The organism is Chitinophagales bacterium, from assembly GCA_017303415.1.
Taxonomy (GTDB): domain Bacteria; phylum Bacteroidota; class Bacteroidia; order Chitinophagales; family Chitinophagaceae; genus SpSt-398.
Genome location: JAFLBJ010000001.1, coordinates 2,203,920 through 2,227,270, shown reverse-complemented (window position 1 = coordinate 2,227,270; position 23,351 = coordinate 2,203,920). Strand labels below are relative to the sequence as shown.

At 46.3% G+C, this 23,351-nt stretch carries 11 protein-coding genes; 2 read left to right on the top strand and 9 right to left on the bottom strand.

Going from position 1 to position 23,351, the window contains the following annotated elements; translation table 11 throughout:
* Positions 1 to 7: 7 nt before the first annotated feature.
* The gene (locus tag J0M30_09625) at positions 8 to 739 is read left to right on the top strand and encodes an SDR family oxidoreductase (GenBank protein ID MBN8667748.1); all 732 of its coding nucleotides are present in this window, start codon (positions 8 to 10) and stop codon (positions 737 to 739) included.
* Complete coding sequence (locus J0M30_09620) at positions 736 to 1,332, top strand: HAD family hydrolase (protein ID MBN8667747.1); 597 nt, start codon at positions 736 to 738, stop codon at positions 1,330 to 1,332. The genes J0M30_09625 and J0M30_09620 overlap by 4 nt, the downstream gene beginning before the upstream one ends.
* A gap of 81 nt (positions 1,333 to 1,413) precedes the next feature.
* Here J0M30_09620 and J0M30_09615 read toward each other — a convergent pair whose 3' ends face one another.
* The 9 genes from J0M30_09615 to J0M30_09575 all read right to left on the bottom strand — a co-directional run bounded on the left by J0M30_09615 (position 1,414) and on the right by J0M30_09575 (position 23,251).
* Complete coding sequence (locus J0M30_09615; protein ID MBN8667746.1) at positions 1,414 to 6,786, bottom strand: T9SS type A sorting domain-containing protein; 5,373 nt, start codon at positions 6,784 to 6,786, stop codon at positions 1,414 to 1,416.
* A 370-nt stretch (positions 6,787 to 7,156) separates the two neighbouring features.
* Positions 7,157 to 8,317 (bottom strand): acyltransferase, encoded by a 1,161-nt coding sequence (locus tag J0M30_09610; GenBank protein MBN8667745.1) that lies wholly within the window; start codon positions 8,315 to 8,317, stop codon positions 7,157 to 7,159.
* A gap of 24 nt (positions 8,318 to 8,341) precedes the next feature.
* Complete coding sequence (locus J0M30_09605) at positions 8,342 to 9,058, bottom strand: TolC family protein (GenBank protein MBN8667744.1); 717 nt, start codon at positions 9,056 to 9,058, stop codon at positions 8,342 to 8,344.
* Positions 9,055 to 10,548, bottom strand: coding sequence for an O-antigen ligase family protein (locus J0M30_09600; GenBank protein ID MBN8667743.1), 1,494 nt, complete (start codon positions 10,546 to 10,548; stop codon positions 9,055 to 9,057). Before J0M30_09600 ends, J0M30_09605 begins: the two co-directional genes overlap by 4 nt.
* Before the next feature lie 112 nt (positions 10,549 to 10,660).
* Positions 10,661 to 12,025, bottom strand: coding sequence for a polysaccharide biosynthesis C-terminal domain-containing protein (locus J0M30_09595; protein MBN8667742.1), 1,365 nt, complete (start codon positions 12,023 to 12,025; stop codon positions 10,661 to 10,663).
* Between the two features lie 22 nt (positions 12,026 to 12,047).
* Entirely contained in the window at positions 12,048 to 12,773 is a 726-nt protein-coding gene (locus tag J0M30_09590) for a methyltransferase domain-containing protein (protein ID MBN8667741.1), read from the bottom strand.
* A 19-nt stretch (positions 12,774 to 12,792) separates the two neighbouring features.
* On the bottom strand, positions 12,793 to 13,905 hold the full coding sequence (locus tag J0M30_09585) for an acyltransferase (GenBank protein ID MBN8667740.1): 1,113 nt from the start codon (positions 13,903 to 13,905) through the stop codon (positions 12,793 to 12,795).
* 14 nt (positions 13,906 to 13,919) lie between these two features.
* A complete protein-coding gene (locus J0M30_09580; protein MBN8667739.1) occupies positions 13,920 to 16,112 on the bottom strand; it encodes a hypothetical protein in 2,193 nt (730 codons plus the stop codon).
* 101 nt (positions 16,113 to 16,213) lie between these two features.
* On the bottom strand, positions 16,214 to 23,251 hold the full coding sequence (locus J0M30_09575; protein MBN8667738.1) for a fibronectin type III domain-containing protein: 7,038 nt from the start codon (positions 23,249 to 23,251) through the stop codon (positions 16,214 to 16,216).
* Positions 23,252 to 23,351 lie beyond the last annotated feature (100 nt).

Below are 23,351 nucleotides of genomic sequence, written 5' to 3'. Positions count from 1 at the left end.
CGACCATATGCAAACCGTCCTCATCCTGGGTGCTACCTCAGATATCGGACTGGCCATCGCCCACCGCTTTGCCAGGGAAGGATACGCTATTCAGTTAGCAGCCCGGAATACGGATCAACTGGAACCTGCCCGATCAGATATTTCGATTCGTTTTCAGGTTCCTGTATCGACACACCGATTTGATGCGATGCAACCCAATGAACATGCCGCCTTTTACGCAGGCCTGCCCGCAAAACCGGATGTTTCCGTTTGCGTCTTTGGGTATATGACCGATAATGAAAAGGCTTTGACAGATTGGAGCTTAACCGAAAGAACCCTGCATACGAATTATTCAGGCGCGGTATCCATTCTTAATATCATTGCTCAGGATTATGCCAAAATGAAGAAAGGGGTCATTGCCGGAATCAGTTCCGTTGCCGGGGAAAGAGGCCGCCAGAGCAATTTTATTTATGGATCCGCCAAAGCCGGTTTTACAGCCTATCTCAGCGGATTGAGAAATTACCTATACCACCACCAGGTACATGTGTTAACCGTACTGCCTGGATTTGTCAATACAAAAATGACAGCCGAACTGGCCCTGCCAGGATTACTAACCGCACAACCCCATCAGGTGGCTGACAAGGTTTTCCTGGCCATTCGGAAGAAAAAAAATGTGCTCTATGTGAAATGGTTCTGGAAATGGATCATGCTGATCATCAAACTTGTTCCTGAATCCATGTTCAAAAAGAAGAAATTGTGACGAAAACAATTGCCTTTTTTGATTTCGATGGTACCATCACTACCCATGATACCATGCTGGAGTTGATACGCTTCAGCAAAGGCCCCTTTCAGTATTATAAAGGCATGTGTTGGCTGTCTCCCCTCCTAACCGCGGTAAAAACCGGATTGGTAGATGCACAAACCGGAAAGGAAAGATTGCTTGGCCATTTTTTTGGTGGGCTTTCTTCCTCCGACTTTCAGGAACTGTGTCATTCCTTTGGGGAGAAGAAGATCCCGGGCTTAATCAGACCTGCTGCCCTTACTCGTTTGCAGGAGCACCAGGATAAAGGCCATGAAGTGGTCATCGTTTCGGCATCTGCTTTTCAATGGGTCAATCCCTGGACAGAGAAGATGGGAATAAGGTTGATCTCAAGCCTTTTGTCGGAAGAAGGCCAGCGCATTACCGGAAAATTGGAAGGGAAAAACTGCAACGGGGATCAGAAAGTGGTTCGTATAAAAGAACAATTTAACCTTGATGAATACAAGGAAATTTTCGCCTATGGAGATTCCAAAGGCGATCGCCCCATGTTGCAACTGGCCACCCACCCGTCTTACAAACCCTTTAGAAGTTAGGCAGATATAATCCTCCTCCCAAAATAAAAAGAGGCGCTGAATTTCAGCGCCTCTTTTAGGGTATCAAAGAAATTACTATTTCTATTGTTTGATGAAGCGGGTAAATATTCGACGTTCATCAGCAAATACAAGTCGAACGATATACACCCCTTTCCTTAACCGTGAAATATCCAGCGGGTAGATGACACCCGTCTGAACGGTTGTCAGGGTTTCGCTTTGGAATACCCGTTTGCCCACCATTGAATATACACAGATCGTATACTTCTCACCTGTACTGTCAAAGGCCATATACAGGTTGGCTGTATTGCCGGTGGCAGGGTTCGGGTAGACTTTGAACTCCAGGAATCCGGGTCTGGTATTCGGGTTACCGAGTACCGTTACAGAAACCGTATCATACCCAAAGGCACCCTGGTTATCCGTTACGCGTAATTCATACTGGTATATCCCGGCCACCATGCTGTTCACATCCGTTACTGCACTGGATGCATTAACAATGGTGTATTCGTTAGGTCCGGATATTTTTCTCCATGCATAGGCGGCAATGGTACCATCGGCATCTGTACCTGAACCGGTCAGAGTAGAATAATGGATCGGCAGGGTGATGGTTAAGTTGTTTCCGGCATTGGCTACGGGAGCCTGATTGGTCGGAGTTACAGCAGCATTCACGGTTACCTGAACAGTGTCCCTGTCGGTTAATCCACCATTATCGGTCACCCGCAATTCAAAGCGATAGATGCCCTGAACCAGATTGGTAATGTTGGTCACCGCACTTGCCGGTGAGTTAATGGTAAAGGATCCAGGTCCGGCAATCTTGCTCCACTGGTAGGTAGCAATGGATCCGTCCGGATCAGTACCTGAACCATTCAGGGTAGTATTATTAGTAGGCAAAGTGATATTCCTGTCAGGACCCGCATTGGCAGTAGGTGCCTGGTTAGGCGCTGCATTCACGGTTACCTGTACGGTATCCTTATCACTCAAACCTCCATTATCAATAACTGTTATTTCAAACGTATATACTCCTTGAACCAATCCCGACAAATTCGTAACAGCACTGGCGGGTGAAACAATGGTATAGGTATTGGGACCAGTCAATTTACTCCATAGGTAACTGCTGATCGAACCGTCGGTATCTGTACCCGAGCCATTCAGCGTGGTATTGCTGGTTGGCAGGGTAATCGTTCTATCCGGACCTGCATTGGCTACCGGGACCTGGTTGGAAGGAATCGAGGCATAAACGGTTACCTGGACTGTATCTAAATCGGTCAGCCCGCCATTATCTGTCACTCTTAATTGGAAAGTATAAACACCTTCAATCAGGTTGGTTAGGTTTGGAACCGCCACCGTGGTTGAAGAAAGCGTATAAGTTGTGGGGCCTGTAAGTTTGGTCCACAAATAAGCACTGATAGAACCATCCGGATCCGTACCCGAACCACTCAGCGTTGTGCTGTTGGTGGGTAATGTCATGGTACGATCGGGGCCGGCATTGGCAACAGGAGCCTGGTTAGCTGCCGCATTGACTGTTACCTGTACGGTATCCGTATCAGTAAGTCCGCCGTTGTCGGTTACTGTCAGCTCAAACGTATATACACCTTGTACCAGACTATTCACGGCAGTTTGAGCAGAGGCAGGGTTGACTATAGTGGCTGTAGAGCCAGTGAGTTTTCTCCATGCATACACCTGAACTACCCCATCGGGATCGGTACCATTACCATTCAGGGTTACGGTATTCACCGGTAAGGTAATGGTCAGGTTTGCTCCTGCATTCGCAACGGGAGCCTGATTGGGGGCTGTATTGCCACAATTTTGGCGTAAAGGATCTGCAAGTGTTGGTCCGCAAACCGGTGCCAAAGGCAAAGTAGGTATAGTCCAGGTACAAACCGCTGTATTTCCAATGGCTGTACTACCCGGGTTGTCATTGACAAAGATGAAACTGCTGAGGTTTACCGAACCCAGATTGGGCATACATACTTTGTTGGAATCCACGCGACCAGGATCAGCCAGATTATTATAGTCTGTGATCTGAATGGCGCGAACAGCATTGTAGGGATTACGGAAGTAGTTATTGGTGATCACCAGTCGTTGGGCGTTAACAGCCTCGGGTTGGTGATGGCTACCAAATGAATAAAGGATCGTGGGGAAATTGGTGGCAGTTGTGTTGAGATAAGAACAGCTGTCAAAGTAGTTATTATACACTTTAATGCTGTCATATCCGGCGATCACACTACCCTGCCCGGCTGCTTTACGGATCACGTTGTTATACATTTTTCCGTAAGTACCTGAACCGATATTGATACCACTGACCTGACCACCCACATTTGAGGTACCCGATACATTCGTGTAATTATTGAATATTTCAGAATAACCACAGGAACCTACCTGCATGGCATCCCATCCGGTGTTTTCAATGATATTGTTGTAAACATACACACTGTCACCCCGTGCCTGAATGGGGTTTCCATAGTTCCAACCACCCGGTCCGTAACTGGTGCTTCCAATATACATACCCTCATTGGCATGGTTGGCTACATAGTTATCGTGAATATAAAGTCCACGCTGATAGAAAACAGGGAATAACCTTTCCAGGTTCACGTTATCAGCAATTGCGGTTGCAATACCAATCTGGTTGGAATTTGTAATAGATACATTATTTACTTCCACATGGTCTGCAGTTCCTACCACAAGCCCTTTCATGCGTATACCATATTTCTGGCTGGGAACACCGCTACCATCGATGTGGAGATAGCTCACCTTGATATTACCAGCGCCATCACCTGGATTGGCTATACGCAGGTATCCCATATTCACCTGTCCATTGATCGGCATGATGACAACGGGCTGTCCCTGGCAACCATTAAAACCTCCCAGCGTGATGTCAATGGTATTGGCATTGATCGTGGACGCGTTCAGTTTGATGGTATCACCGGGTCTGATATTGTGATTGGCGGCTGCATCCTTGGGCCAATATACACCCGCGGAAATCGTGATCGATTTGGGCGTGGCGTTATAGTTACAGTTTTGCACTGTTACCCGCACGGTATCCTTATCCGTTCCACCGGCACTATCCGTAATGGATAATTCAAAATCATAGGTACCAAGGGCTAGTCCCTTGAGGAAGATAGCGGAGTCAACCGCAGATATCGAAACGTTTCTTTCTTCGTATTTGCTTAAGATCGCGGTGTTGGGCCCGGAGATCTGTCTCCAGTTCCATTGGGTGATCGGTCCTCCGTTAGCTGATTTTTTGCTAAAAGAAGGCCATCCACCGTACAAGGTGGTAAAGTTTTGAGGGAGCACCAGGGTTTGGTCCAAACCTGCATTGGCCGTAGGTGCAGTAGTAGTTGTAGTAGCTGCATTGTTCACCTGTACAGTAACATTGGCTGTAGCAGTGGCATTGTCATCATCAGTTACGGTGAGACGGAACACATAGGTCCCCGCTGTTAATCCGGTAACCAGGGTAACGGCTGAACCAACACTGACGATCACGGCCGGGCCACCGGAAACTTTCGTCCAGCTATAAGAAGCAATGCTTCCATCAGCATCCGTTCCGGATCCCGTAAGGGTAACCACACTGATCGGCAGGGTGATAGTTTGATTGGCCCCTGCGCTGGCCACCGGAGCGATATTCGCAGCCGGAGCATTCAGTCGGTTACATAAAGAGTCCAGAATATGTTCTTCCACCACTTTTTTATACAATACGTGGTGACCTAAATTATTGATATGAATGCCATCACCAGCCGAATAGATCGGATTGATGGTGGTACTATCCAGATTGCTCACAACATCCCAAAAATTAATGGCCTTACTTCCAAACCGGGTATAAACCCAGTCACGAAAGGCGGTCAACAAAGGAATATTGGACCCGATCATGCTTGTCCGGGGCTGAGAGGTGGTAACCCATACAGGCACATTGGCGGCATTGGCAAGAGCCATGGTCGCCTCAAAATTGGCCTGTTGTTCGGCCAGTGTATAGCCATTGTATGCATCATTGGACGCCAGATTAATGATGATGGCATCCGGATTGAGGCTAAGGGCCTTGGTAATATTTTTTGCTGTATCCACGGCTGGACGACCTGAAGGAGCAGTATAGCCTGTAGGACGCAGGATATGATAAGATGTATACCCCGAGTTAGCGAGGTTGATCAATTCCATGGATGGATTCTTACTACGGATATACGTTCTGAACTTCCCGGCCCAGGCACTGTCATAATAAGGTACCGAGCCTGCGCCTTGCGCAGTGGAAGAACCGAGCACTACGATCCGAAAGGCATTGGAGCAGGTATAGGCATCCGTATTGGACGTGTTATATAGCCCACTATCCACCACATGCACCAACATGTCATCAAAATGGGTGCCCCCGGCATTATCGGTTACCGTTAACCGAAACTTATATGTCCCTTCCTGAAAACCGGTGACGGTGGAAGTTGGACTTCCTGGATTGATGATATTGGCCGTTCCACCTGATACTTTAGTCCAGTTGTAAGTAGTTATGCTCCCATCTGTATCTACCCCTGAACCTGAAATGGTAAAGGAACTGGTTTGAAGGGAAACGGTTTTATCTGCCACAGCCGTAGCCGTTGGCGGGTTATTCCCGGTATTCCCGTTATAGGAAGTAGCGTAGGTGTTGGTATATTGAGCCAACCATTCATAGAAGTTCCTATTGCCCAGCGAAGGATACCGGCGGGCGGTATCGTAGGTCACATCAAAGTTGTTATGGCCCCAACCGGCAACAGCTTCATAAAAGGAATTTGTGTAATAGTTGTCAAGGCGGTTCTGCAGATCGATACAAAACTGACGGAAGGCGTTTTCGGTACCACCATCATTTACTGCACCACAGATTAAAGCTGTGGGAGTTTTCCAGCGTTGACCAACCCGGTGGGCACTATCCAGCACCATGCTCCCATTGTGGGGAGAACGGGCAAACTGTGCCGAAATGTATTTGTTCATGGCGGTATCCGTGGCTGCAGTGGAGTAACCACCCAACATGCCCAGGATATTTCCTCCTGCACTCAACCCGGTCAGATAGATCCTGGAACTGTCGATCCGGAAACGGCTGGTCATATCCCTTAACAAGGGAGGCAGCCTGTTGGGATCCAAACTAAAGGAACCATTCTGTGGGCAAATGACAAAAGCCTCGGTAGTATAACCACCAAAGTTCACATACTTCAGAATGGGACGTTGTCCCTGATTGATCTTCTTGGGTAATCCGGTGCCGAGGAGACTGGATAAATTTGTGCCTGCTTCCCCTACCCCGTGAAGGAAGATGATAAGTGGCCATCGCTTGTTCGAAGGAGCTGTGGCCAGATCAGAAGGTTTATAAATAAGTGCATCTAGTGGGTAGACTCCGCTCACGCTGATATTGACCGTTGTACTGTCAAACAATCCATACTGCGCGTATGCCTGCCTGCCGGGTCCTATTATCAAACTAAACAGAAAGAGATAACGGAAAATTGGTTTCATAGGGTTTTACTCTTTTGGATTTTGCCTTAACTCTGGTATTGGATTCCGTCTTTAGGTACATGACCTTAACGTTTGCAAGGTTGATTAAATTTTATTGATTTTAAAGTTAAAAGCACTTGATATTTTTCGTATTTCTACGAGTGAAATTTTATTCACTATCCTTTCCACATTTCAAAAAAACTGACTGTAAATTTTCCTTTGCAGATAAACCAAAAACCAATCCAGTTTTTGCTTATTCACATTATTTTTAGAAAAGTGGGAAAAAGAAATGGAAACTGCTCAAGACTGCTTAAGCGTATACCCCGAACAGGTGGAATTGATCTTTATCAAGTATTATTACAATAATATAAAAATCAATTATTTATACTGCTTATTTCACAATAAATGCGAAACGGTCTTTTAACTTTAAAAAAGGCTTTTCGAAGAAGCGATAACTAACGATGGAGAGTATAATTACAAAGGCAAGTGATAGTAAACTATAGATGGTCGCATGCGCAAAACTACTATCGTCCCATCCTAATTTGGAAAAGAATTTACTCATCAGACTGATCACTAAAAAATGGTAACAATACAGTCCGTAAGTGTAGGTACCTAGTTTACTGATACGGGTAAACGAAGAGAACTTGTAAAAAGATTTTTCAGCATAGTTCTGTTCCAGGATCACCAGGCCAAAAATAATGGCGATGATCAGTCGTTCCGGCACCATCATAAGGCCTTCCGGAAAAAGGATATGATGGAAAAGAAGGATGGCCAAAACGGCACCATAGAGAAGGACCATTTGGTACCGGGGCATCCTTTTTACCCAACGGTAGAGCCAGCCTTCCCTGGAGCAATTATAAGCCATTAGCGCACCTACGGCCATATCCCCTATCACGGCCAGGGTATGAAATTTCAGCACTGCACGGGCATGGAGGTCCTCTTCAGGCGCAAAAGCGAATCTCCACCGGAACCAGAGCGTGAAGGCAATTATGGCTATGAAAAGGATCGGGTAAAGGGATTTTCCAATAAACCGGAGCAGTACCGGCCAGCTGAGGTAGAACTGCTCCTCCACCGCTACCGACCAAAGTACAATCAGGATAAGGGCGTCGGGAAAGAGCTGGGTACTGATCGACTGCTGATGGATATAATCAAAATTATTAATAAGCAGGAGGTAGTATAAAGGATTGGAGGTCTCATCCACCGCATCACCCATAAAATTCTTTAGATAGGGCCAGATCACAAATCCAATGAATACACAAAGGTAGAACAGGGGCCATATCCGCAGAATCCGGCGGAGATAGAAGTTCCCGATATGGATGGTCCCGGTGAACTCGCGTTCCCGGATCAGCAGAAAAGTGATGAGAAACCCACTTAAAACAAAGAAGAAATTCACCCCTAACTCTCCGTGCTGAAACAGAAAACCAACGGTCGAATCAGCACCGGGTACATTGGCAAAAAGGGTCTTGTAACTGTGGAAGAGAAAGACCATCAGAAAGCAAATGAACCTCAATCCATCCAGGTTCGGGAAGAAGATACTTTGTTTTTTAGGCACGGTGGGCGGCTTTACAAATAATCATTAATTGGGCGTGCTCTCCATTATGGTCATTACGGTAGAAAGAACGGTAGCCATCGGCACTCCGGTCACGGCTTCCAGATCAATGATGGAAACTTCATAGTCTTTTTTGGCCGTCCGCTCTTCGATCTGTTGATTTATATACGCCTGAAAGGCCTTATTTACATCCTCAAGTTCAGTAACAACTCCCTCGGCATAATCTTCTTTTACCTTCTGGTAGGCCCCCAGCAATTCAGAACTGATCCTTTTCTGAAATTCATATACATCTTTCTTTTCCTGGTAAACAGCATAGCGGGTCAGCACATCCTTTACAACCCGGCGCTCCTCATCCTGTTTCAGGGCGACATTCATGTCCACCTGTGCAGCTGCCGCCTTTTTGATGTTAGATTGTTTCCCGAAAATGCTAAAGGGCAAGGTGATACCCAGGTTATATTTAGGAAAGAAATTGGCGTTTGGATTATCATTTACCACAAACTCATTGATATTTCCCGAGATCGCCACGGCGTCAAGCCAGGCCACCTTGGCGGTCTTTAAATTATATTCGGCTGTTTCCACCCTGGCTGAAGCCGCCCGCAGAGAGGGATTATCCATGGCATACCGGATCAGTAATGCCTTGGTCAGGGAATCACGTCGCTGGTCCTGTGCCGCATTTATTTTCAAATCCTGGGCAAACAGAAGGCTATTTACTAAAATGGCCAGGGTTAAAAGGAAAGGTCTCATATTGTTTGGTTAAATGTGTGATCGTTTTGAACGGTTTCTTCTTTAGTTTCTTTATCGGCGGCTTCGCCAAATTCACGCATCCGGGTGAACAGGGCCATTACCGAATAGATGAAAATGACACTTGGCATCTGCCCCACCGTGACCTGTGAAAACTGAGTGATCAGGATAGGGAAAAGGGCACAGACCAGCCCGATCAGGTACACCCGCATTTCCGGGTCCCGAATACGAAAGTAAAAATGAATTCCCTGGTAAATTATAAAGAAATTCATCAGGATGTATATCAAAAATCCCAGCCACCCGATCTCCAGGGCAGAAAGCAGAAAGCCGCTGTCTGGTGGAAACCCCGCCAGCGGGTGATCGGGGTTCATGAGAATTCCTGGCGTACCAGTGGTCATCAGCCCGCCACCGATCGGATGTTCATGAATATAAGGCTGAATATATCGTCGGTTGATATCCCTCACATTAAGGGAGGCATCATTCGAGGCATAAAAGGTAGAACGGATCCGGTCGATTACCGGGTTGGATATGGGTGCATATAAGATAAAGAGAACCAACATAATAAACGAAAAAACCAGAATCAGGGTCCGACGGTTTGTTATCGTCATCAGGCTATAAAGGGCCACCCCTGCAGGTATCATAATGGTAGTGGTACGTGTGCCGGAAAAGGACATGCCCATGGCAAAAATAAAGGTGGCCAAAAATAGCAAGGCCTTTTTCCTCCGGGGCTGGGGACGTAACGCAAAAATGAGCGTCAGGATGGACATGGAACCACAGAGCACCCCAAAAGTGACCGGATCAGATAGAAATGAAAATTTCCGGAGCAGCCCTCCTTGCATATATAGTCCAAACTCCTCGGGTTTACTGAGCAGGTCCCGCATTTCAAAGGGCATGAGCCCAAAGAACTGCTGGTAACAACCATAGAGGGCGGCCAGCATGGACATAACCACCCAAAATTTGATATAATACTTGAGTTTCTCCCGGGTATTGATGATCCGGTAGGAAATGATATAGATCAGCATAAACCCGGTATAACGACGCATAAAAAACAACCAGCCTCCATTTTGACCGGCATCCGGGTTAAAAAACTGAACCAATAAGAAGAAAAAGAAGATGATCAGGATGACCGAAATGGGTGTTTTTAACAGCCCGCCCCCTTCGCGCATTCCGTATTGGATCAGGGTGCCTACAAAATGCAGCAGGAGCAATACCTCAATTCCGGTACTTACGGGTAAACTGGTACCCAAAAGCCGGTCTGGAAAAAAGGCAAAGAATGAAATAAAGATCAATACATAGAACGCGTAATAGGTCTTTACCAAACACATCCAGGCCACAAAACTGCCAATCCCCCCTACCACCAGCAAAACTGCAAAGGATTCCAACCCTTCGGAAAACAGGAATGCCACCAACACGGTCACCAGGGCCATGAACACCAGGAAGATCTTATTACGCTTTCCGGCAACTTCAGTGGATATGTCCCGAAAAAGGTTCATGGATCAGAAGAACAATATTTTTAAGAATAGATAGATCATGACAATGGCCACAAACAATAAAGAAATGATCTCGGCCAGGCTGTCATTTCTTCCACCTTGGTCCTGTATGGGATCACTCATTGTTTGAAATTTGTTTTCTTTTAAAAATATATTTTGTCACAAAGCCCCAGGCTGTGACATAGAATTCAAGTCCATACCGGAAACTGTTCCACACATTGATCCCATAATGTTTCCGCAGGATGTACTGAATGAAAATCATTGCAATCGCCATACTGCTGACCACGGCTATGGCCGCACCGATCAATCCATAAGGTGGGATAAGCAAAAAGCAGAGGATCATATTCACCACGGCGACACCAAGATTCATAAAAAAGTTCAATCGGGGTTTACCGGTTGAATCCAGTGTGATTCCACATTGTTTCAAAAAGGGCATGAACAGGGTAGATAGTAAAACAATACGCAGGTAGGGTATGGTATCGAAATATTTGGCCCCGCCAAAAACAAAAAGAACTTGTTTAGAAAAAATGATCAGCACCAGTAAAGGGATAATACCCACCGCCAAAGCCACGCCCACGGCCTTTTCATAAAGGTACTTGATCCGGCCCGCATCACCTTCGGTACTCAACAGGGCATTCTTGGGAAAAACCAGGTCGGCCATGATCTGACTGGGCATATCCAGAAAATTCGTGATCCGGTCGGCTATATTTTGTCCCCCAAGCAGGCTGGTCCCATAATAGGAAGTGATCAGGAAGGGAGGAGAACTACGAAAGAATAACATGGACCCTACGGTTCCAAATACATATTTACCAAATGAGAAGATATCCTTGGCCCATCGCCAAACCTGCTGACTGAAATGCAGGATGAGATAACCCTTTGTCTTTATCAAAAAATAAAACAAACCAAAAAGAATCCCGGAGGAATATAAAATGGCCAATACCGGAAGGGATAACTGATCAGTAAACTGATTGTATATTAGGATCGAGAGCAACACAAAGAACTGACGGATAAAATACCCCCAAAAGACCGTATTGAACCTTAAACGCGCGATCAATATCCACTCGATATGTGAAAAAGGGATCAACAGGATCAGGCCGGCAAAGAATATCCATACGATCTTGGAAAAATAAACGGAATTGAAAACACTGGCGATAGATCGGTGAAAAATGACCAATAATAGCCCGACCAGCAGCGTGATAATGATATTCCAGATCAACGCTGCAGAAATAATATCCTTCTCTTCCTGTTCAGGTCTTTTTTCATTCAGAAAACGGATCACCGCGCTGCGGATCAACCCGGCCCTGGTCATTTCCACAAAGGAGGAAAGGATCAAAAAGATCGACCACTCTCCCATCTCCACTTTCGGAAGCCGATGGGCCAATACAATTGTATAAACGATACTGAACAGAGGTACCGATACCTTTTGTAAGCCGGTAAAAAAGCCGGAATAGATCCAATATGATTGTTTAAGGCGTTTCAATGTGGGTGATTGGGTACGGGAATCAGGCCCTTTTCTTCAAATAAACAGTATAAAGGATATCAAAGAAAGCCCTGACACAAGCCATCATATCTGACCAGCGTGACCTCTTCTCAAAGAAAGCATCTCCCCATTCATAAGGCCATGTCTTGCCAAAATACTTCATGATCTCCTCCTCACTCGGATCGATCACATATTCAAAAGAACCTTCCCATTCAATACGAACGGTCATCATATTAGGGTGGGTACGTTCAAATATTTTGAAGGCTAGACTGTTCTTGGGAAAATAGTGTTGAAACAGTTCCCCCATATCAATATTATTCTGAAAGCCCAGCTTCTTTTTGTCAACGAGGTATAACTTATGATCTTTCTCCAGCAGGATCCACTTGTGTGATTCCTTTGGACAAAGGTATTCACCAATAAAAGAAGGCGTTTCGAGGTAGCCTCTTTTGGCCACCCTGAATTGCTCCTGAAGAAAACGGGCCGGGTTCTCTACATGTTCAAGTACATGGCAACAGATCACATAATCATATTCCTTGTCCTTAAAGGGCAGGTTTTCCCCATCGGCTTCCATGAATTGCTGGTCTTTTAACACCTTGATATCAGCACTACGGTGGTAATTGGTATCGGTGAATTTGTCAACGACCATATTCGACCGGGGGTGCGGATTATGACCTCCACCCACTTCGAGCACCTTTTCAGAAGGGCCGATCTTTAACTTAAAACGGGTCTGGGGGTTTCTGTACTTCATATAAATTTAATTATGCAGATTATTCAACTTTTTTCGTTTCAAAACCTTTCATGGAAATCAATTTTCCCTCCCGTTTCTCAGGCCACACAAACAACCAACGCATGCCTATCCTTGGCGAAATCCGGTACAGCCACACCGGTACAGCCGCTCCCGCCAGGATACCTGCCGCCAAAATAAGCGGGATATAATCCACCCCCAGAAAACGCACCAGCATGATCCGCACAAAGGAGGTGGCAAATACATGGGAGGCATAAATATAAAGGGAGTACTGCCCAAAGGCCCTTAACGAAGGGAGCCAGTTCAAATTCTGTAAAAGGAAACAAACGACGATCACAAAAAAACATCCTGTATAGGCGATCAGTAAATAAAGCCAGGGAATAAAAAACTCGATATATTGATAGCCCTTATCGATATCGATATGGGCAATGTTGATCTTGAGAAAGAAATACTGCGCCAGCACAAAAAAAGGAAGTGTTGCCAATAGCACCCACCAACGACCTAATTTCTTAAATGTATCGGGCTTAAAAAAGAATTTGCTCACCAGATCACCGGTCGCCATGAAAATATAATGGTGAAAAATATCATTGATAAAATACAATTGGATGCCGGTACGGTAAAAATACCCGGACATAAAGAAAAGCGCCAGACCGATGGCTATTTGAACGGGCATGGTGACCTTCAACTTCTCTTTTACAAAAGCGTAGAGAATCAGCACAAAGAAAAGCGTATGGAGATACCAGAACTGATCGAGGTACCGGGGCGCGTAAAAAATGTAGAGATAATCCATCCAGCCCCGGTTCGCATTCACATACTGGGATAAGATTATCTGCATCGTGATCTGAAGGACCGTCCAGATAAGATATACATACAGGATGGTCTTCATCTTTGATTCCACAAAGGAAAGCAGGCCTCGTTTGGCAAGACTTTTAGAAATAAATATTCCGGCAATGATGAAAAACAGCGGCATCCGGAAACTAAAGAAGGCGATATTGGCGTGTTCCAGGTAAAGAAACGGACCCACATCCATACCAGCGTTCTTGATCCCTTCAAAAACATGCCGGTACAGAACCAACAGGATGGCTATCCCCTTGGCATAATCCGTCCATCCATATCGGTTCGACGCACTTTTCATGGGTGGGTTAATAATTAGAAATTGATGTTCTCGGTTTGCACCTTGTTTAATACTGCTCCCAGGTTCTTGTCCCCTACCCCGGAGAGTATCCTGAATGATTTAAGGTCGGTAGAACCAATGGCATGATCGGCTGAAAAGACCGTAATGATCCCTTCACATATCCCAATCAGTTCCTGTGTGTCGGCTCTTTCATTCAGGGAAGGGCCCTCCACTAATACCACATCAAACTCTTCCCGGAGATAATGCAATAAATGCCCGAACTTCTCCAGGTTGATCGTTTCAGAAGGTGTGGCGGATGATTGATTACACCCAATGGCATACAGGTTCTCTGATGAAGTGGCGCATACCAGGGTCCTGACCAGTTCCGATGCCGGTAACTTATTATCCAGGTCAAGATCCGTGATATTATTGGCCGGATGAAAGGTCTCGGTCAGTGTGTTGTGGTTAAAATTCATATCCAACAACAATACTTTCTTCTTACTCTGGAGGTAACTATAGGCCAAAACCTGGGCCAGTGTGGACTTACCGGTTCCCACCTGGGTGCTGGTAATCAAAATGATCTTTTTGCCCGACTGGAGTACCTCATGCCTTAATTTCCGAATGTAATTTTTAAACAGATACTCTTTCCGGTTTTTGCCGGCATCAAAATCCTGCGACATCAATTCATCCAAAAACACCTTTTTCAGACTTATGGCATTTACTACACCAAGCAGGCGACCGGGTAATTGCTTCTGAAACTGACTGGGTGTTTTCGCTCTGGAATCAAAAAGTTCGGTGAAGATGATCAGCAGGGCCAACAAGGACATGGTAACCGCTCCTGCCAAACCTGTTTTAAGTAATTTATTCTTTGGCACTGGTTCAACGGCTGGTTGGCCTACCAGGGTCTGCTTAAAATTAGAGGTGGGATCATCACGCACAAGACCCTCGGCCTGATTATATCTTTCACGCAAAGTAGCCAGCTGATCGGACTCGATCTCCAATTGCTTCTCTAACGCGTTGATATCAACAATGCTTCCCGGGCTGATATTACTTTTGCCGTTATAATAATTTATCCTTGTATTTAGGATTTTAACAGTGGACTCGGCTCCTTCCATCAGGGCCCTTTCCTCACTCACCTTGTTCTGCAGGTCTTGTATCCGCTCTTTTGATTTAGCAGAATTCCCGGACGAAGAACTGGAAAGGATCCGGATCTGGTTGTCCAGGTCAGCGATCTCCCGGGTTGTCTCCGGATCAGGAATCGTGAGTTTGGAATTGGCAGCAGCCAGGTTATCCCTACGATTTTTGAGGTTGATGATGGTTTGAGAGTTTGAACCGCCCCCACTCAATTTCAACATTTCGTCCAACTGTTTCTGATAAGTTTCGTATAGAAATTTATGCTGGTTGTACTCCGCGGTAGAAGTGGCCAGGTCAGACTCAAGACCGGTAACCGTTTCCATGGCAGTTTTGCTCATGGTTACCGGGTCAATGGCCCCTTGCTTAACTTTCTGGCCCCGGAGAAGAAAATTGAGCGAATCAATTCTTAATTGCTGTTGATTAATGAGGGATTGGATATTGGTGGCCGAGGTCTGGGTACGCTCGGAACTCAGGTTCTGGTAATAGTTCAGGAACTCGCTACCCAGCGTATTTACCACAAAGGCGGAAAGTTCCGCATGTTCAGAAGAGAAAACAATATTCAGGTAGTCGGTCCGGGCAACCCGGTTGATCGACAATCTTTCATTCAGGCTTTTGTAATCGTATCCGTACACTTTCAGGTACTCGTAGGTATCCTTATCAGCTTCATTGGTCGGACTGATCTGTTCGGAGCGGGATATTTTTTTCCGGATCACTTTTACCAGTGAATCACTCTTTAATTTTTGTTCGAGAGCCTGTTTTTTTTCCTGGTCTTTGATCGTTCGAAAAGCGCGGGAGGGATTCTCCAGGTCATGGATCAATAAGCGGTATGAGAGCATACCGATTACCCGTGGAGACCGGAAGGTCTCGATCACATTATTGAATTTTGAGTCTGCGGTAAAAAGATCCACAGCAGTGGTCCCATCAGCCAATCGGATCTTTTCTTCGGTAAAACCAGTGGAATACTGGGCCACCGATTGGTAGCTGTCTTTTTGATTTAATACCAGAAAAAAGGTAGCGACAGCAGCCAGAAAGGATAAGATCAGGATCAGCCATTTACGCTTAAGCAGCACGCGAAACAGGTACAACAGGTCCATAACGCGAAATAACTTTTTGATTTTCAACAAAAATCTAAAAAATATCCGGTATTTCTAAATACCGGATATAAAAACTGTGAAAATAATATGTGGTAAGGGCCTTATCTGTTTTTTAGCAATTTAAAGGTCTGGATGGATTGCCCGTTATTATTGATATTAAGGATGTAAACACCTGTTTTCAAACTGGACAACTCACCTCCTGCCCCAATCCGGATCAATTGAGGCCCGGCCGACGTTTTACCCAATTCCTTGCGGTACACCCGTTTACCACTCAAATCCACCATCAGGACCGACAAATGCGAAGCTTCGGATTCCAGGTTGATCTGGAGGTTGAGCTCATCGATGAATGGATTGGGCGATATTCTGACCCCTTTCAGGATTACGGCCTCAGGGGCTGTATTCGCTGGGGTGCTACGGGCTGCAAGAGCGTCGCCGTCTCCATCCGGAGCAACATACCCGGTTTCACCCTGGAGGCCATTGCTGATCACCGCTTCGCCGCTCAGACCATCATCATCATAGGACTCAATGATCAATCCACCGATAAAGGCCCAGTTAGCAAAGGATTCTCCCGTCATACTGAGTGTGATCTCTCCGTTCTCGTTGGGTACCACGTGCTCAAAGTAAACTGCTTTGTTCTCGTTCAGGTGTGTATTCAGGTAGCGGTGAGTACCATTGATGGTATAGATTCCGCTGAAATCACCTTCCCAGGCTGAGCTACCGGTAATACCTATGCGGTAGTGTTTGGCCTGATTGAGGTTCTTCAGTTTGAAGATACCTGTTTCATCTCCACGTCCTTCCACCCACCAGCTGGTCAACATCACATTATCGGGGTAGTCTGTACCTGTGGTTGTACCAACATCAAAGGTTCCACCAAAATTCTGGGTCACTTCAAGATTGATACCTGTATTGATGTTCTGACTGTTCAGGAGATTTGCCTGGATCTGATCTTTGAACGGAGCGATCGTGGTATTGTTCCAGGGGCTGCCCTGTGTTTGGTTACCTGTAAAGTTCACATATACGATACGCTCTGCGATCATGGCATTGGCCGTATTACTATACCCACTGTTGGTGGCCCCATTGATGGCGCGCACACGGTATTGGTAACGACGGTTGGTAGATACAGAATTATCGGTATAATTTTCCACGTTAGCGCCCACGGTAGTAAGCAGACTAAAGCTACCACCTGATACACTACGCCAGATCTGGAACCCGGTTTCGTTGTAGCTACGGTCTGACCATACCAACCTTACACGCTGACCTTCTGTTTCTGTAAACAAGCGCAGCGGGCGAACCGGTGTGGTGGAGGCATCATATTCCTCCAGTACCAGTGCATTAAAGAACGCAAAACGGGCCGCGGCAGCTTTGGTCATGGTAACCTGGATGGTGCCATTTGCATCAGGGGTCAATCCGTTCAATTGGATCAACTTGTCGCTATTGTGGGCAGCGCTAAAGGTTTTGCTTTGGCTGCCTGAGGTCCAGGTAGCCTGGGTATTGAAACCAGAGTTATTGGAACTCAGGATAGCTACGTTGTACCGTTTGGCCGAATTCAAACCGGTCAGTTGGAAATTACGGGGTGAAGTTGACTCTTCATAGATCGAAGATTTCAACACATTGTCGTTAAATACCCCACTGTTGTTTCCGGTTACCATACCACCATTCCAACCTTCGCTCCAGTTTTGCACCAGGCGGAAACCAACCGATGTGGTGGCATCATTATCATCTTTCAGGTTTGAAAGGGTGAGGTCACTGAAGGGGAAGCCACCCAATTCATTCCAGGGCTGCTGGCCTTCTGCGGTTCCCTTGGTACCTACAACATTGAGGTACCAGGAACGAGTACCATTATCGGTCACACTGATATCAAATACGCGTTCTACCGATGCTCCAAAGTTATCGGACACGGTTACTTTCACACCTTTATAGATTCCGAGGTCATCAGTACCCGGATTGATGTTGATGGTACCGGTGCCATTACCCGTACTTGTATATGAAGCAAAGGAAGGCAGATTGGTCACCGTCATCGTCAATACATCACCAGCATCATCGGAAGCGGTCAGGTTGAGCACGCTGCTGTTTCCGGATTTAACAAATTGATTGGCCACTACAGCAAACACGGGTGCTTTATTCCCTGTGGTCACGCTTACAGCATTGGTCTGGTTCGAAGTGCCGTAGGCATTCACGGCCGCGATCTTATAATAGTAGGTTGCGCTGCTCAATACAGTAGCATCCACATATGATGTAGTGTTGGCATTATCGGCTCCGGGGTTCAGCAGTGTGTACACACCATTCTCTGAAGTAGAGCGATAAACCTCATAGCGGGTTTCATTATAAGCAACATCTGTCCACTGTATACCAACTGTTCCATCAGGCAGGTTCTGTGCAGAAAGACCAGTAGGCAGTACAGGGCTTGTGCCATCATCAAATACCTGCTCCAGAATAAATCCATTCAGGTAACCAACAGGAGCACCGGGAGCCTTGCTCATGGTCACAGTAATGTAGCCATTTGCGTCCGCAGTCAGCCCTGTAAATACGGCCAGGTTCTGATTATTGTTTTGTGTATTTAGTGTATGCGATTCAGCACCGATTGTAAATACTGTGCTTCCGTTATCCGCTACACCTGTCCAACGGCTACTTGCCATCAGACGCAGGTTATATTTATAGCCTGCAGGCAGACCCGCTAAACGGAACTGAACGGTCTCAGGTGCACCAAAGATGCCAAAGAAGTAATAATCACGGATTACATCATCCGGCAGGATACCACTGTTATTTCCCGTGGTAGCGCCTTCATACCAACTGTTCCAGGGTGCATCGAGTATGGAGAAGGTTACAGGTCCGGTTTGACCAGCCTCATTGGCCAGGGCTACTGTAGCTGTACTGCTCACATTATTCCATGGACTTACAGCTGCCTGGAAGCCCGGATTCAACATATTGACATAATAAACCGCGCCTCCGGGATCTTTATCATTTACGGTCACAACAAAAGAGTTTGTACCACTTCCACCATTTCCATCATTCACTTTCAAGCCAATGGTATACGCTCCGGCTGCGGCATAACCCGGGGTCAAGGTCAGCGTAGCCTGTCCATTACCCAGATCGTTAAGTTGAACAAAGGCAGGTAAGCCAGTGCCATCCCAAACCAATCCGGCAGTGCCATCCTGGTCATTCGCTGTCAGGTTTACTACCTGTACCCCACCTTCATCCAGCGTAAGGTTTGATACATTGTTGATCGTGGGGACATAATTACTATTTACCGTCACTACAAAATCGGTAGTATCCTTTCCTCCCTGTACATCGGTAACGATGACACGGACAGGATAGCTTCCCAGGTGACTGATATTCGCATTGAACGTAATGGTGCCTGTGCCATTCCCTGTTGATGCAAAGGTGGCAAAGGAAGGTAGTGTACCTGGATCAAGTGTCAGGTTTTCTCCGTCACCATCAGTGGCGCTCAGGTTCAATACATACGGTACATCATACCGGATCGTAAAATTCGATATCGAATTAATGACAGGAATTGTGTTCAGGGTGCGGCTGCTGGCTTCATTGGAGAAAGCACTGAGTCCACCTACACCTTTGGCACGAACCTGATAGAAGTAAAGTACGTTGCTAAACAGGCCTTCGTCCACATAGGTGGCCGTTGCACCTGCATTAGAGGTACGTGTGGCCAGCAAGCGATAGTTGCTGTTATCACCTACACTCCGGAATATTTCAAATTCGGTTTCGTTATTGCTATTGTCATTCCAGCTCAGTTGAATATTACCCGCACTGATACCTGAGGCATTGAGCGAAGTGGGGGCTCCTGGAATGGCCGGAAGGGCTGCGGTAACAGCTGTAGAATAATCATAGACATTATTCATCAGGTCCACAATCTCCGAGGCACTTAATTCCTTTCCAAAGATCATGAAGTTATCCAGCTTACCATCAAACTGGCCAAAGCCTGTGTTGAGTGCATTGGTTCCATTATCATCACCGATCATGGAAGCATCCGTAGTAGTTCCCAGCGAAGTAAAGCCGAGACTGGTATTGGAAGCAACGTTGGTTCCGTTTACATATAAACGCAGGGTCGATCCGCTATATACGAGCGCTATATGATTCCAACCGGTGTTATTGTAGGGGGTTGTCAGACTGCGGCGTGTATTATTGCTGGCGATACCGGCAATCAATTGGTTAGCGTTGATATACATGGCCAAACCATCATCATTACCTCCCAGATCGAATACACCGCGGTTGGAGCTGGTCACATCCGCTTTCATCCAAAATGCAACCGTTTTGGCATTGTAACCACCACGGATATAATCACCCGAAGCAGTGGTAACCGTCAGGTCCTGGGTAGAACCGTTCATTTCCACAGCATGGCTGCCCTCCTGCTTATCGGCGCTGTTAAAGGTGGGTGTATTATTTGGTGTAACTGTTCTTCCATTTCCAGTTGCATCATCATAATTGCCATTGAATTTCCAATTGGCCTGTGCTGAATTGAGCGGGATAAAGGAGGAAACACCTGCGCTACCTACGGCACGAAGACGGTAATAATAGCGGGTGGAAGGAGCCAGCGAGAAGCTATCTACAAAACTGGTAGTATTTGCTGCGGCAAAACCGACCGTGGTAAATCCAGATTCAGATTCTGTGCTTCTCCAGATCTCAAAACCAGTTTCGTTATTGCTGTTATCGGTCCAGGAAAGATTGATCTTATTATAGCTGGCAGAGGTCGCAACCAGGTTAGAAGGATTGGCCGGGCTGCCTCCGGGAGCTGTGAAGTTCTCTGTGAACTGTGTCAGCGGAATGGTTACATACGATGTTCCGGTTGCTGGAGTCCTCCAGCTAACTGTCAGCGACTCACCACTGCTGCGGTCAAAAAAGGCTACAGCTATGGGATAAGTTCCTGCCGTCAGGTTCAGGTTGCTGGACGTAGCATTTTGAGCACCATGTACTCCATCATTGTTCACGGTGGATGTACCAGAGAATGAATAAGGACTGGTAGTAGTGTTGCGTGCGCCTAACCACAAGCGGCTACCATCATCTGAGTTGGTGCGGAAATTATAGGTACCTGAGGTTGGGATATTGATTACCCCTTCCCAGAGGAAACCATATCCGTCTGGTACCAATCTTTCCGAAACAATATCAAATGAATTGGTATACCCCGTCTTCACAGGGGTTGTCGTTGTAAAATTGGGCAGGTTATTCCAGGTGCCTTCAACATATTTAAAGGAGAAGCCGGAGATAATCGTTGTAGCATTCACCTGGTTACTTGGCGCTGAAATATTTCCCGAGAAATCACGGGCACGAACAGAGAACCCGTAGGCGGTCTGTTGTTCAAGTCCATTGACCGTGAAAGATGTTCCGCTGGTTGTATAAGCTTTATTACCGTTAATATAGATATCGTACTTATCGATGCCCACATCATCAGTAGCAGCCACCCATGAAAGAGAAACAGAAGAACGCGAGGTTCCAACTACAGCCAAACTGGTTGGTGCAGTAGGAATCTGTGAATCCGATTGAGTGGTGCCACTAAATTCAGGGCTGTTCGCACCTGCTCCGTTTCCATTGATGGCACGGATCAGGTAGTAGTATTTTGCGGCCGGGGTAAGACCCAGGTCTGTATAGGTTAGTACATTCTGGCCGGTAATAGTGATCAGGGTATAAGGTCCGCCTGATGTGGTTGACCGATATATTTCATACCCTGTCTCATTGTTAACCGGGTTGGGGTTTTCACTCCAGTCAAGGCGCAGTGAGGAATTCGACACGGCCATGGCTGTTGGGTTGGAAGCGGCATCAGGAAGGTTTGAACCCGATGCGCTGATCACCACATAATCAGGTGAGAAACTGCTGCTGCAACCAAACTGTTCAGTAACACGTACCCGGTAAGAACCCGGTCCCGCATTGATTACATTGGTGGAGCCCATCAATGCGTTATCGCTCACTCTGCGCCACTCGTAGGATGTATAGCCGGTGGGCACAGAAAGCGGTACCGTGGTACTGCCATCAGGCGCTGGTAATACATTAGAACGCATGCCATCAATACTGATGGGAGGTGTTACAGTTGCTGTTTTTTCCTGAACTACAATGGGTGCGGGAGACCATTCAGACCAGGCACCGGTTGAGGTTCTTTTGAACCTGGCTGAATAAGTGCCAAAACTGGTAGCTGTGTATTCACTGGCAGTAGCACCTGAAATAGTTACTCCATTCTTTCTCCACTCATAGGCAAAAAATCCAGCCTGAAGACCCATACGCACACTGATCGGATCGCCAGGACAAAATTCTGTACGGCCAAAGTAAACAAGCGGATTGGCTTTATGAAATACACTCAGGGAAGGAAAATATTCAGGCTCATTCCAATAAGTATTCCACACCCCGTGGCCAAGTGTTGGATAAAAGAACTGTCGAAGGTAACCCCCTAAATTATTGTAGGCTGTGATAACCTCGTTAACAGTATATGGGGCAGGTGCCGCATCGGTTCCTCCATTGGAAAGCCAGAAAGGAACAGTGATGTGGTTGGGCATATTCTGAATATACCCCAGTGAAGCTGCAGAGATCGGCATTGCTGCACTCACCAGTTTCGGATACTGCGCAGTAAAACCCCAGGTAGCCTGGCCGCCGGCAGAAAGACCTGAAACCACAATACGGTCAATATCGAGTTTGATATATTTTACAAAGGAATCGATCAACTGTGTCATGTTGATGAAATTCCCATCGGTATAAAATCCGGTTGTATTCTGTGGATAGAAAAGAAATCCATCAAAGTTTCCGTTGTTCACATTATCTGCGTGAATGGAACCGCCGTGCAGAAGCTGATACTCGTTATCATACAACGTACCTTTCTCCCCCAATCCATGTAAGAACATAAGCATGGGGTATTTCTTCCCATCGGCAACATTATGCTGATATGATTTGGGAAATTTGATACGGAACACCATCCCGTTATAATAATAACACTTGTACCCATATTGGAACGGTGTTTTATTGGCCCAGGAAAGCCGGTTCGTATGACCCCATTTTGCGATGGTATTCCAGGCTGGAAGCGCTGGTTGGTTGGTGGAGGTAAAGACCATGTCCGGATCGGCAGGGTCTAGAGCACCAGCTTGGGCGTTGGATGAGGATACAAGAAGGAACAGCCCCAAAAAGGCGCACAGTAGTTTTCTTAACATACAGATTAAGTTTGGCCTAATTCAATAAGTCAAATAGTTGTGATTAAATGAGGCTTCCAGTAAGAAATGGAGATAAATGCGTGCAGCTTTTCGAGGAAGG